The sequence below is a fragment of the Burkholderia sp. YIM B11467 genome (assembly GCF_052952715.1).
Genome location: NZ_JBQVSQ010000001.1, coordinates 556944 through 569390 on the forward strand (window position 1 = coordinate 556944; position 12447 = coordinate 569390).

Here is a 12447-nt window from a genome sequence, read left to right on the forward strand (position 1 = left end):
CTAGCGGTCGTTCAATAGGTTTTCGATTGCCCTCATGGGCACGGAGAAAGACTTGTAGAGGTTCTCGTAGCTCTCGCGTACAGCAGCGTCCGGATGCGACAAACACTTCTCGAGGATCTCCTGGATCATCACAAGCATCGAAGTTCTGTTGGTGTCGGGCGTTCCCTTCGCGGAATTCGGCGCCCAGGCAGCGTCCACAAAATAGGCAAAGGCTGGGCAATCGCCGCGCATCGCACGTCCAATCGTCTGCAAGATCATGATCATCTGATCAGCGACAAACGGCTCCGCGTATTGCCCGAGCCTTTGAGCAACAAGCTGCATACGCAACAAATATTCAATGGTTGAAGATGTCTTCCGACGCTCCTCTCGCAGGGAGCGTAGTGCATCATCGGTAGTCTCGAAGACTCGCTGGTCAAATGCTTCAGAAGCACTTCCCACAAGCCCCTGAATGAGTTGCAGACTATCGCCGCGAGGATGCGGACGGGTGAGGAAGAACAGTGACCCAATCATCGCTTTATCTACACGCGAGCCGAATCTGTAGACGATGTTGACGCCCCGTCCGATTGCGTTCATTGGGAAGATAAGCAGGTCCCAGTTCTCGTCTGCCCCGAGCGTCTCCACTTCGGACGCCGTAACGGCCGCTTCGTGCAATGTTCCGTGTATTTTTGGCTGTACGAGATATCGCACGCGGCCGCGCCACGACGGATGGTTAGCGTAAATGTGATCAAACAGTTGCTCGCACTGCTCGTACGAATTCACGACAAAGGCGGCCTTTCTGCCCACCCCATCCACGACGTCGTTGTTCTGGATGGCTTGTTCAACGTCGGACAGCACGCCATGCCGCAACAACTGGTCCACGATCGTCTTCAGGATGCGTTCACGCTGGAGCAACTTCGCCCCGCTGAAGCGCAATGGCAACTGTGTTTGTGGATCCGTCTTGGGCAAGAAACGATACCTCGACTTTTCCCACCCGGTTCCTGCATGCGGACGCCTCAGAATGTAGTGCGGGCCAACTGAAACATGGAAGCTCGGGCTTTGTTCAAGCAGCGACGTCGCACTCGTCATGAGCACGGCCATCCCCTCGCCGCGCTCCTTGCCAATCTCGATCATCCGGTGAGGCAACAGGCGCGGTGTGCCGGCGAAGCCTACGTGGGAAACGTCGACGTTACCTTCTTCGCTTACGGTGTAACGGATTCCGCTAAGACGCCCAATCAGGGACTCTGGTAAGACCCCAAGTTGATCGCGTGAGCAACGTGTCTGGAAGACATTGTCACTGACGAGTCCCATCGTATTCATCAATCGGAGATGCGGGGCGAGTCCAAAATGCTGAAGCACGAGGAGCGTGACCGATACGAGCAGGGTCGTATAGCAGAAGAACGTCTCTTCGTCGTGGCTGCTCGTTAGACTCGGTACCGTTCGAAGGACTTTCGCAACCCCACGCGCAGCCGCATCGTTTCCATCACGCTCCCATATCTCTATCGACGCCAGGATTCGGTCGTATAGTTCCTGTATTACATCGATGCCTGTATCGCAGGCTTTTGCCGCCTCCGAAAGGTTTCTTGCGAGGTCGCTCGTGCCCTCGTCGTCGTCGCCATGCATTGGCGTATGGCGAAAGGCGACGACCTTGACGGCCGCGTCGAAAATGCCTTCAAATGCCCTGCGCGACTCCGAAAACCGTTGCCTATCGAACTCATCCCACTCATCGTCAACCGGAAACATGTCCGAGATAATCGACAAGGACGTTAGCAACACATTCGCATGGGCGTTACGAAATTGCTGCGGCAAATGGAGCAAATGAGACACCAGCCGTTCTGTCGCACGACCGAATCGGCCTGTCATCTCCAAAAGCGAGGGTACGGTAACGCCGGCCACAAACGCGTTGTTCCCTTTGGCCGCAGGGTCATGGAGATCACGGATTAGCGTACTCCACAGCGAGTCATAGTCACCAGATAGCTTGAGGGTCGGCGTGCCGCGACCGTCAAGATTAGTCTGCGCTCCGTCACACTCGTCGACCACAAGCACGTCGAACGTCCGCGCCAAATACTCGAAGTGGCGGACCTCAGCGTCCGTATAGAGTGCGGAGACGCGACGATCGGTCGAGAGGATGTGCCCCGCCCAGATCGTCGCACTGCCAAGCATGCGCTCACCATGCTGCAAGCCGCACACTGAAGAAAGCGCACATCTGTGTCGCCGCGCACGCCTGCCAGCTTCTGGGTGCTGCATCAGTTGAAGACAAGGAGGATTCGCATGGGGAAATTCGACATCCTCGTCGCTTGCAAACCCCGCAAGAGCGCAGTTCGTCGCGAAGAATGGAGCAATTTCGCGCGTCACTCCATACCCACGATTCTGCGTGGCCAATGCTGTCGCGAAATTGAGGACGTGTTTAGTACGCGCAGTCTCGCTCTGCCCCGAGAGAAGCCCAGCAGGAACTTCGTAGCGTGCGAGGGTTTCGATAAAGCCGCTCGCGACTTCAATGGAAGGAAAGAGAAAGCAGGCCGAATAGCCTTCGGATGAAAGATGGCCGGCGAGCAGGTACAACAATGTGGTCTTCCCGGCACCGGGGAGCCCAATCAGGTGCTTGAGCCCTTTGAGATCAATGCCTTTGGCATTCACGAGCCCTTCCGTCCCGGGCTCCATCAGCACGGCCGTCGGGCTACCTTGCGCGTCGTGCAAACGACCGAACCAATGACATTCCGACGGAGACTGGCGACCCGCCGCAACATCGATTTCGTCGAAGCGACGTGCAATCGTGATTAGCTGCTCCCACAGGACCATGCCTGGCGCTCTTCCGATTCGCTCAAGGTCGTATGTCGGCGGAGGCGGTGGTGTAAACCCGAGTGGAGCGATTAACCCGGAGTAACCTTGCTCCAGGTCAAGCTCAGCTCTCTTGTCAGGGTCATGGACCGCAGGAAGGGAGCGAAGTCGCAGAGGACGTACTGATGTCAAGCAAGCCTTGGCCACCTCAATGTCATCAGGAACAAGATGGGTCCATGTTCGGCTGATGTTGAGATTCTCATCTATGTGATACCGCTGCGGCAGCTCGTTTTTCACGAACTCATCGCCGCGAGATTTACGGGCGTCGACCTGGCGATAGTGCTGCCTGTACGCATCTGCCATCAGATGTAGTTCACTCAACGTGCCAGGTGCAATACCGGCAAGGCGCACGTTCTTGAACGCGAGCGACGCTTCTGCGCTCAGCGTGTTGTTCACACTATCAAAGCCTGCCGCCAGCGCTGGTATCGCGGCAAGGCTGGAAGCCCCAAGAAGCTCAGTTGCGATGATGCACAAATAGTTAAGACGACTGACACCCGCGTAAGGCTGTAAGGGCTCACGCATGGCCAGCCTCCTTCGAGACGAGCATTGCCAACGCTTCGCTGACGGTCAGGCAGGTGACATCGTCCCGTCCCATCGCCCGCTTCAGGCGGTCGATATAGGACGGGACAGTCTTGGCGTGCCAGTCAGGTATGACAAGCAGCCGCCGTGGATATAATTCCAACCCCCCAATACTGCGTCTGAATTTTTGCCCGAGAGTCTCTGGGCTAACGTACGTCTTTAGATCAATCCCAATCTGACCGACGGCGATATCGACTCGATCGCGCAACGGGTAAAGTTCGGCAGTTACGCCACTCGCCAGCAGTGCATCGTAGAGACGGAGTTCGTCGATTCCAGGTTCAACCCAGTACTGACGAATCCCACGAGCAACACGCATAACCGAAGAGGCCGATACCGACTTGGATGACTGGGCAGGATTGAGTGCCGCGCAAGCCAATGTACGGCACACCAAACCGGCGCGCCCCTTCTTCATCGCGTTGCCACAGTGGTCGCATATCGCCACCGCTCCGTCGATGCACCATCCTGTAGGCATTGCTTCGTAGAATTCGCGCTGGATCAGCATCCACACTCGAGCAGGCACCTCCTCTGTCAGTCCCGCCTTGAAATCATCAAGGTCGCAAACTGGACGGCGAATGACGAACTCGCGAACCTTCGTATAGTAGGTGCTCGCGTGCGGTTCCGGGTGTCTATTGAGAACGTCCACAAATTTTGCAAACAACTGCTCCTCAATCGCCGCCGTCATGCCTGTGAATCCAGCTGCCAGCTCTTCGGCTTCGGCACTTGGAATACCGTCTTCGGCATGAATCAGCACGGTGTACCCGAGACCAGCGCGGTTCACCGCCGGAATTGGCAGCCAGTCCCCCAACGGACGGGTGCAAAGGGAAAGGAGTTCGTGAACTTCCGCACCGTAATCGGGAAGACCATGAACAAGGCAGGCTCGCGAAATCGCACTCATTGCACGACGATCATCGGGCCCCAAGCCGACTGGCGACCCGTGAGTGCGGGTGGTACCCGACACCATCTTGCCTTCGAACAGCGACATTCTGGCCAACCGTACCACTAGCGCGGCCAAACTTGGGATTAGTAGATCGCCGCTTACGGGATCTCTGAGTTCCGTGGAATTGTCGTCTTCTGAATCGTTTTCACGCATTGCCTGCTGCTCATTCGCAGCACTCCCGGAGACTTCGCGCATGGTCATGTAGACGCGCCAGTGGTTTTGTGCCTGACAAATATCAGCACGCAAACACGGCACGCGTATAGTTCATTGAGCAGTCGATGCTTTCTGCTCGATCAATATACCGACTCTAACGAGCGAGTCAAGGACGTGTTTTTTCTAAGAATCTAGTTTACTGACCTCCGTGGCCCACGCCCCCAGCCTCGAAGTCTTTGGTTCGAATTTCAATGCTCCCGCTCTCCCGTTCTGCATGAAATCTCTGCTTTCTGCACTGCATCTAAATATATGCAATCAGCATATATTTCGTTTTCGGTTCTTCGCGTCCTACTCGCGCAACCGATGTGCCTAGCTCTGCCTGCTTCAGCGCATACGCGATCTGTTCGTCGGTGTATCTGGTCTTCTTCACGGCACGACCTCCTGGTCGAGGTGTCAACAACATGCCGGAATTTTCCAGTTTCAAACGGAACGGTTTTCTGGGCCAGTTTATGAATGGTAATCCCCGCATTTACGCGAGTCAGAGGTAGAGGCTAAGCGGCCATCGCCAGCCGCTGTTTCGGCGTTACACCACCAAGGCCCATGTTGAGGCGCTCGCGATTGTATTGTCACCTCCATTCCGTGGCGAATGTGCCCCAGGTCATCCCAGTAGTACTGTGACAGCTATTCATAGTGTACCGTGCGGTCGAAGCACTCCACGCAGGCATTCTGCGGCGGCTTGCACGGCTGGATGTAGTTCAACGCGATACCATGCTGCCCGTCCCATTGCATGCCCCCTCACCGTTGTCGCACCGTATGAGCTCGCGTGCGCTCCGCATCGAGGTCTCACCTTGAAGGCCTTGAGCTCTGACACCCCTCGTGCCAAGCTTCCCCGACTGGCTCCGGTACGCTCTGTTTGCCTGCCGCCAGCGCGAGGGCAGCCATTGCCGTCACTACCCTATTCCCCGCTCCTCTCCTGCGACCGTGCCCCGCGGAAGGGCGGCATTTCCACCGCTACCCGAAGGTCGCGATTCCCGTCGCCATTGGGATATTTGCAACGTCCGACGTGAACCGTCGAGAGAAGCTCAAAAAGAGCGATATGGCAATCGGGGCAAACTGCTGGACCCTGCGTCAAACGGAATACCTGCGGTGGCTCGGGAAATCAAGCTCGCGGGACGCCCTCGCTGGTGGCTTCGGTACGGAGCCATCAGCTGGAGGGAACACAGGAGGCTGGTGAGCAGCGGCCACTGTGCGGATCCCCGCGCGCGGGCGTATTTCCAGCACCTCCGCCTAGACGCTCACTTCTGCGCTTGACCAATCGCGTCGAGCTGCGCCAGCACCTCCACGAAGAGGGCGAGTGTCTTCGCGGTCATGTTCTCGCGGCGGCCGACCTCGACCTGCCGGAAGATGCGCTCGCGGAACTCGACCGCATCGCGGACACCCACGCCGCCTGACGGACCGACGACCGCCGGCAGGCCCGCGAAGCGCGGGCCCTGCCCGGCCGGTCAGGACACCGCCACACCGACCCGCTTCGGCACGCCGGTCACGATCGTCGCGACCGCGACCGCCAGCACGATGGCTGCGCCCACGAACACGCCAGCCGCGCCGTTCGCATCGAACACGACGCCACCGGCCGCCGCACCCGTCGCAATCGCGAGCTGGATCGCCGCGACGATCAGCCCGCCCGCGCTCTCGGCCTCGTCGGGCACGGTGCGCGTGACCCACGTCGACCAGGCAACAGGCACGCCGCCGAACGCCATCCCCCACAACGCGACGAGCACAGCGTCGATCATCGGCGCGCGGCCGAGCGCGACGAGCGCGATGCCGAGCACGACCATCAGCGCGGGCATTGCGATCAGCATCGGCCGCAACCGGTGTTCGAGCACGCGGCCCGCGAGCGACGTGCCAACGAAGTTGGCGATGCCGTAACCGAGCAGGATCGCCGACAGCCCGTTCACGCCGACGCCCGCGACCTGTTCGAGGAACGGCCGCAGATACGTGAAGAACGCGAAGTGCCCGGTGAACACGAGGATCGTCGCGAACATGCCGAGGCCGACAGTCGGACGGCGCAGCACGTCGATCAGCGTGCGCAGCCGCGTCGTGCCGCTCGGCGGCATCGACGGCAGCGTCATCACCTGCGACACGAACGCGACACCGCCAAGCACGGCCGCGATCAGGAACACATTGCGCCAGCCGATCAGGTGGCCGAAGTAGCTGCCCATCGGCGCGGACGCGATCGTCGCGACCGCCACGCCGCTGAAGATGATCGACAGCGCACGCGGCACCATCGACGTCGGCACGAGCCGCATCGCGGTGGCCGTCGCCATCGTCCAGAAGCCGCCGAGCGCGATGCCGAGCACCACGCGGCCGATCAGTAGCGTCGTCAGGTTGGGCGCGAACGCGACCGCGAGATTCGATCCGACGAGCAGCACCGAGAACACGAGCAGCACGCGCCGCCGGTCGATCGTGCGCGTCAACGCGGAGATCAGCAGGCTCGTGACGAGGGCCACCGTCGCGGTGGCCGTGACGGCCTGCCCGGCCACGCCTTCGGTCACGCCGAGGCTGTCGGCCATCGGCGTGAGCAGGCTGGCGGGAAGAAATTCGGCCGTGACGAGCCCGAAGACGCCGAGCGTCATCGCGAATACCGCGCCCCAGGCCGGTTCGCGGGGGGCCGCCATCGAGGCGGCCGGGGAAATTCCGGGATTCATGCGTCGTTCCGTGTCCGTATAGGGAAAAGTACCAATGACGGCGTATCGTAAGGAACGGCAACAGGACGGTCTATGACATACAATCCGTTCTTGTTGATCGATCGTCCGAATCTCGATATGTCCGAGCCCCTGCTTCCCCCCGTCCCCGACGTGCACGACCTCGTCAGCGAGTTGCTGCTGGGGATGCGGCTGAGCGGTGTCCAGTACCGCCGCATCCAGGTCGCGCGGCCGTTCGGGCTGAGCTTCGGCGAGGCGCCGGGCCGCGCGCAGTTCCATTTCGTCGGGCGCGGGCCCGTGCTGCTGCGCGACGCGGCCGGCGCGACGATGCGGCTCGAGGCCGGCGACGCGATCCTGCTGCCGCATGGCGGCATGCATGCGCTGGTGTCCGATCCGGATGCACCGTGCCGCGAGATCCACGGCTTCGAGGCCGCGAAGATCTGCGATACGGTCGCGTCGGTGGCATCGGCCGGCGCGTCGCCGGCGGCCTGCGCGGCGACGGAGCCCGGTGCCGGCGATGCGCTGATCTTCAGCGCGTGCATGGAGCTCGATCTCGGCGGCATGCAGCCGCTGGTCGGCACGATGCCCGAGTTCATGCACGTCGGCACGCTGCTCTCGCGCTACCCGGAAATCCGCCCGATGCTCGACGCGATGGAGCGCGAGGCCTGCTCGGCGCGCGCGGGTTTCGCGGGCATCCTCGCGCGGCTCGCGGATGTGGTCGCGGCGTTCATCGTGCGCGGCTGGGTCGAGTGCGGATGCGGCGACGCGACGGGCTGGGTGCAGGCGCTGCGCGAGCCGAAGCTCGGCCGCGCGATCGTCGCGCTGCATCGCGACCCGGGCCGCAACTGGAGCGTCGCGGAACTGGCCGCCGAAGCGGGCGTGTCGCGCTCGGTGTTCGCCGAGCGCTTTCTCGCGGCAACCGGGATGACGCCCGTGCGCTACCTGACCGAGCTGCGGATGCGGCTCGCCGCGCAGTGGATCGCGCGCGACCGCGAGGCCATCGAAGCGGTGGCGTACCGGCTCGGTTATGGCTCGCTGGCGGCGTTCAGCCGCGCGTTCAAGCGGGTGGTGGGGAAGCCGCCGGGGGCCGTGCGCGCGGACGGCGACGCGCGCGTCGAAGCGTAACGCCTGACGCGTGACGTGCGACGCCGATCGGGGTCGGGGCCGCTATGCGTCGCTCCGGGGTCGCTTGCTTGCTCGCCGGCGCCTTCACGGGTGCGGGTGCCACAGGCGCCGCGACCGGTGCCGGGGCGCCGTCGCGCACGCACAGCACGCCGGCCGCGAACTCGCTCGCCGGTGTCGCTCAAGCCACCGCCCCCCTGCGTGACGCCCTTCCGCGTTCAACCGCTACGCGCCCCGAGCTTATCGACCAGCGCCGTCGCGCACTGCACAGCGAGCGCCGCGCACTGCTCGGCATCCACGGCCGCGCCGCTCGCGACGGTGCCCTGCACGATCCGGCCCAGCAATTCCTTCGAGAGATCGGCGATCTCGTAGTCCCGTTCCGTCATGATGTCTCTCCTGCGCATCGACCGCTGGCGGCGACGCGTTCACTGCCCCTGCCCGTTCAACGCCCTTTCGCCCGCACGACGATCTGCGCCTGCGTGTCGCGTTCGATGCGTTCGAGCGACGCGCGCAGCGCCGCGAATTCGTCGGGCGTGCACACCTGCCGGCCGAAATCCGCCGTCATGCGCCGCGTGACCTGCACGACGCGCGCGGCCGCATCGAACACGTAATGCGACGTGAAATCGACGAAGCGCGTATGCACGGTCGCGTCGGTCGGCAGGTCGGTCACGACGACGTCGGCCGGCAGCACAATCTGGCCAGTCTCGTCGAACGTGCCGCCGATGCAGCCCCACGGTTGTGTGCGCACCGGTTCGGCCAGCCAGCTTTCGACCTGCGTCGCGATGCCGCCCGTGAGGCTCGACAGCGCGGGCAACGCGGTCGTGCCGTCGGGCCACACGAAATGATCGAGCGTGCCCGACAGCGTCACGTCGAACGGCCCGTCCGTCGCGCGCCGGTCGCTGGTCGACAGTTGCGCGCGGCCGCGCAAGCCGCTTTGTCGCAGGCGCGCGGTCGCGAGCTGCTCGATGCCGTCGTGCGTCGCGCGGCGAAACAGGTTGCGTTCGAGCTCCGCCGTCCAGCCTTCGTCCTCGACGTAGGCATGAAAACGCGCGGCGCCGGGCTGCGCGGCATCGATCTCGACCCGCGCGACACGGCCGCGCGGCTGCGTGGCCGGCGTGCGAGACAGCACGCCCGTGTCGACGAGCAGCGCGGGGCGATCCATCACGATCGGCGGCAGGTAGCCGAACGCGATGCCGGCCGTCGTCGTATCCGCGTAGAGCGCGAGATCGGGCAGCCACGTGATCGCGTGATTGATCGCGCCGCCGCCGTAACCGGGCACCGACGGCAGCGTGTACACGGCGCCGAGATTGATCAGCACCGGTTCGCTGCGGATGCCGACCGCCGCGAGCAGCGCGCCGAACAGCGCGACATGGTCCTTGCAGTCGCCGTAGCGGTTGCGCAGGATGTCCGTCGCGCGGTGCGGCGCGGCGGCCGTTTCGCCCAGAAACAACCCGACGTAGCGTATGTTCGCCTGCACCCAGTCGTACAGGATGCGCGCCTTGTCGCGCGGATCGGCGGCATCCGCGGTGAGCGCGCGGGCCAGCTGCACGACGGCCGGATCGTTCACGCCCGGGTCGACGGCCGCGTCGCGGTAGCGCGCGGCGAACGCCGCGTAGTCGGGCAGCGTCGACACGACGAGCCGGTCGCCGTAGGTCGGGTAGCCGACCGAGCCGTTCTCGATGCGGTCGTACGGGCCGTGCCGGTAATCGAACTCGTAGCGCGTGCGGCCGTTCGCCGTCACCGGCGGCAGCGCGACGTAGCCGCGCGCGTCCGCGTACAGCGGCAGGTCGGCCGGCACGTCGAAGATCAGCCGCTGGCTGTCGACGGGCTCGCGCGACGGCTCGACGGTATAGCCGAAGTAGCCGCGATTGACGGGCTTCGTGCGCGTCTTGCGGAACGCCACGCGCGTGCTCGACCCGGCTTCGACGCCGGGAAACACGACGGTGCGCAACAGCCCGTCCTGGAACGTCGGCGCGCCGGCCGAGCGCGGCTCCTGCACGTCGCGGATACCGTCCGCGCCGACCGGATGCGCGACGCCGTCGCGGTCGATCGTCTCGGCCGCGAGCAGGTCGACCTGCTCGAGATTCTTGTCGAACCACACGTAGCGCTGCGCGACCGCGTCGATGCCGTTCGCGTTGTTCGCGCGCAGCGTCGAATCGTCGTGCTCGTCGAGCGAACCGTCGTGCTGGATCACGAATTCGTGGACATCGCTGACGAGCGTGACGGGCGCTTCGTCGCCGGTGTCACCGGTGGCGCGCACATCGGCCATGGCCGCACCAGCGCCGAGCGCGATGGCGCAGGCGAGCAGGCGGCTGGTCCGTCCGGAAGGAAAAAGCACCACGTCGACACTCTCCGCGCGTTCGTTGCCGGGCGCCAGGGCGGCGCGCCGGCGCGGACGGTTCGATCCGCATGAAGCGCACATGACGGCTCACACGCCGCGTGCCCGTCGTGCAAACCAGTGTGGGCGACGTGCCGGCGAGCGTCAAGCCGCGCGGCAGCCAGCCTGCGCGCGATGCGGGCGGATGCGCCCCGTTACTTGCAGTCTCCCACACGCTTGCCGCGCCACGTCCATGCGAGCGTATACGCGCCGGCCTGCGCATGCTGCCCGCGCAATTGCCCCTTCAGGTCGTAGCTCGTCGGCGTGACCGCGCCCGTCACCGTACCGTTGCCGTGCCCCTGTTCGTTCGCGCAGGACAGCGCGACCTTCAGCGTCGTGCCCGCATAGTCCCAGTGGGTGATCGTGCAGTTGACGTTGTCGCGCTGCATGCGCGCCGCCATCGTCTTGCGCAGGTCCTTCGCATCCGCGTCGGTCAGGCACTGGTCCGGCATTGAGCCGGACGCCTGCGGCAGCGGCTTGCCGTTCAGCGTGTACGCGGTGTCGTCGTGCCAGATGCCCGGCGATACGGTCTGTGCAAAGGACGAGGCGGCGGCGCCGGCAAGCACGGTGGCAATCAGCAGTTTCATGAGATCGATCTTCGAGTGGACGACGCCCGCGTAGTCACGCGGGCGCCCGGTTGGAATGGAATTACTGCTGCACGAGCTCGACGCGGCGATTCTGCGCGCGGCCCGCGTCGTCGGCGTTGGACGCGACCGGCGACAGCGATGCGACACCCTTCGCGACCAGGCGTGCCGGCGCGATCCGGTACGTCGTCGCGAGCGCCTGCGTGACAGCCTCCGCACGCTTCTGCGACAGGTCGACGTTGTGCGCGAGCTGCCCCTGGTTGTCGGTATGTCCGACGATGTAGACCTTCAGCGCCGGGTTGGCCGTCAGCAGCTTCGCCATCTCGTCGAGCTGCGCCTTCGACTCGGGCTTCACCTGCGCCTTGTCGGTGTCGAAGTAGATGCCGTACAGCGCGATCTTGCCCGTCGCGGCCAGCCCCTTCTGCAGCGCGCCGGCGTCGACCACCTTCACCTGCCCCGTCTGCATCGGCTTCACCTCGACGACCTCCTCGTAGACGAGCGTGCGCTTGTTCGACGCCGAATCGTCCATCACGTGCAAGAACACGTACGCATCGCCCGACGCGCGCGGCAGCTTCGCAAGGATCGTCCGGTGTTTGTCGCCGAAATTCGTGTCACCGAAACCGGCCTTGCGCACCCGCCCGGAGTTGATCACGACACTCTGGAAATCGCTGCCGCCGCTCTTGCCGCACTGTTCCGCCGCGCAACGAAACAGGATCTGGAAGCCGCCCTTCTGCAGCGCATCGAGATAGTTGCGCTCGACTTCGAGCGTCGACTTGTCGCCGCCGATCGTATAGCTGACGCGCGTGATCTTGCCTTCGAGGTTCAACCCCTTCGCGGTCTTCTCGTCGTCGATCGGCTGGTTCGGCAGGAATGCCTCGTCGAATGCGGTCTGCGAATAGGCCTTGATCGTCGCGCCGGAAAAGCGCGAGACCAGCGGATGGTCCTTGGCGCCGGGCACGTCGCCGGCGGCACACGCGAGCGCGGAAAGCGACAGTAGCGCGGCGGCGGACAGCGCGAGCGCGCCGTGGCGCAGGAAACGGGTGGCGGTCGTGGCTGCGATCGTCATGAAGTCTCTCGGAAGGGATTTGTTGTTGATTCGAAGCGCGCGAATCTTACCAAATCTTTCCGAGTAAACCAGCGATTTGTTTTCTATTGCTTAAGATCTGACGCGACACGTCA

General features: G+C 63.5%; 9 protein-coding genes and 1 pseudogene. 1 reads left to right on the top strand and 9 read right to left on the bottom strand.

Annotated elements, in window-relative coordinates; translation table 11 throughout:
* From ACTRWB_RS02485 to ACTRWB_RS02505, 5 genes and pseudogenes are all read right to left on the bottom strand, one after another.
* Positions 1-3336, bottom strand: coding sequence for an ATP-binding protein (locus tag ACTRWB_RS02485; RefSeq protein WP_446900810.1), 3336 nt, complete (start codon positions 3334-3336; stop codon positions 1-3).
* On the bottom strand, positions 3329-4531 hold the full coding sequence (locus ACTRWB_RS02490) for a restriction endonuclease-related protein (RefSeq protein ID WP_446900811.1): 1203 nt from the start codon (positions 4529-4531) through the stop codon (positions 3329-3331). The genes ACTRWB_RS02485 and ACTRWB_RS02490 overlap by 8 nt, the downstream gene beginning before the upstream one ends.
* Before the next feature lie 292 nt (positions 4532-4823).
* A pseudogene (locus ACTRWB_RS02495) lies at positions 4824-4913 on the bottom strand (transposase); the annotation flags it as partial.
* A gap of 865 nt (positions 4914-5778) precedes the next feature.
* Complete coding sequence (locus ACTRWB_RS02500) at positions 5779-5925, bottom strand: hypothetical protein (RefSeq protein ID WP_446900812.1); 147 nt, start codon at positions 5923-5925, stop codon at positions 5779-5781.
* A gap of 60 nt (positions 5926-5985) precedes the next feature.
* A complete protein-coding gene (locus ACTRWB_RS02505) occupies positions 5986-7188 on the bottom strand; it encodes an MFS transporter (RefSeq protein WP_446900813.1) in 1203 nt (400 codons plus the stop codon).
* A 72-nt stretch (positions 7189-7260) separates the two neighbouring features.
* Between ACTRWB_RS02505 and ACTRWB_RS02510 the strand changes: the two genes are divergently transcribed.
* Entirely contained in the window at positions 7261-8310 is a 1050-nt protein-coding gene (locus ACTRWB_RS02510) for an AraC family transcriptional regulator (RefSeq protein WP_446900814.1), read from the top strand.
* 215 nt (positions 8311-8525) lie between these two features.
* On the opposite strand, the gene ACTRWB_RS02515 is transcribed toward ACTRWB_RS02510, so the two are convergent.
* From ACTRWB_RS02515 to ACTRWB_RS02530, 4 genes are all read right to left on the bottom strand, one after another.
* On the bottom strand, positions 8526-8693 hold the full coding sequence (locus ACTRWB_RS02515) for a hypothetical protein (RefSeq protein ID WP_164992085.1): 168 nt from the start codon (positions 8691-8693) through the stop codon (positions 8526-8528).
* 56 nt (positions 8694-8749) lie between these two features.
* The gene (locus tag ACTRWB_RS02520) at positions 8750-10648 is read right to left on the bottom strand and encodes a DUF3857 domain-containing transglutaminase family protein (protein WP_446900815.1); all 1899 of its coding nucleotides are present in this window, start codon (positions 10646-10648) and stop codon (positions 8750-8752) included.
* A 191-nt stretch (positions 10649-10839) separates the two neighbouring features.
* Positions 10840-11271, bottom strand: coding sequence for a DUF3617 domain-containing protein (locus ACTRWB_RS02525; RefSeq protein WP_412025232.1), 432 nt, complete (start codon positions 11269-11271; stop codon positions 10840-10842).
* Positions 11272-11332: 61 nt separating this feature from the next.
* Positions 11333-12334: a DUF4892 domain-containing protein gene (locus tag ACTRWB_RS02530; protein WP_446900816.1), complete on the bottom strand. Its 1002-nt coding sequence runs from the start codon at positions 12332-12334 to the stop codon at positions 11333-11335.
* Between the last annotated feature and the right edge of the window lie 113 nt (positions 12335-12447).

Coding starts and splice junctions, on each gene's coding strand:
- ACTRWB_RS02525 (WP_412025232.1), bottom strand. CDS start 11,271: ATGAAACTGCTGATTGCCACCGTGCTTGCCGGCGCCGCCGCCTCGTCC.
- ACTRWB_RS02530 (WP_446900816.1), bottom strand. CDS start 12,334: ATGACGATCGCAGCCACGACCGCCACCCGTTTCCTGCGCCACGGCGCG.
- ACTRWB_RS02515 (WP_164992085.1), bottom strand. CDS start 8,693: ATGACGGAACGGGACTACGAGATCGCCGATCTCTCGAAGGAATTGCTG.
- ACTRWB_RS02485 (WP_446900810.1), bottom strand. CDS start 3,336: ATGCGTGAGCCCTTACAGCCTTACGCGGGTGTCAGTCGTCTTAACTAT.
- ACTRWB_RS02490 (WP_446900811.1), bottom strand. CDS start 4,531: ATGACCATGCGCGAAGTCTCCGGGAGTGCTGCGAATGAGCAGCAGGCA.
- ACTRWB_RS02505 (WP_446900813.1), bottom strand. CDS start 7,188: ATGAATCCCGGAATTTCCCCGGCCGCCTCGATGGCGGCCCCCCGCGAA.
- ACTRWB_RS02510 (WP_446900814.1), top strand. CDS start 7,261: ATGACATACAATCCGTTCTTGTTGATCGATCGTCCGAATCTCGATATG.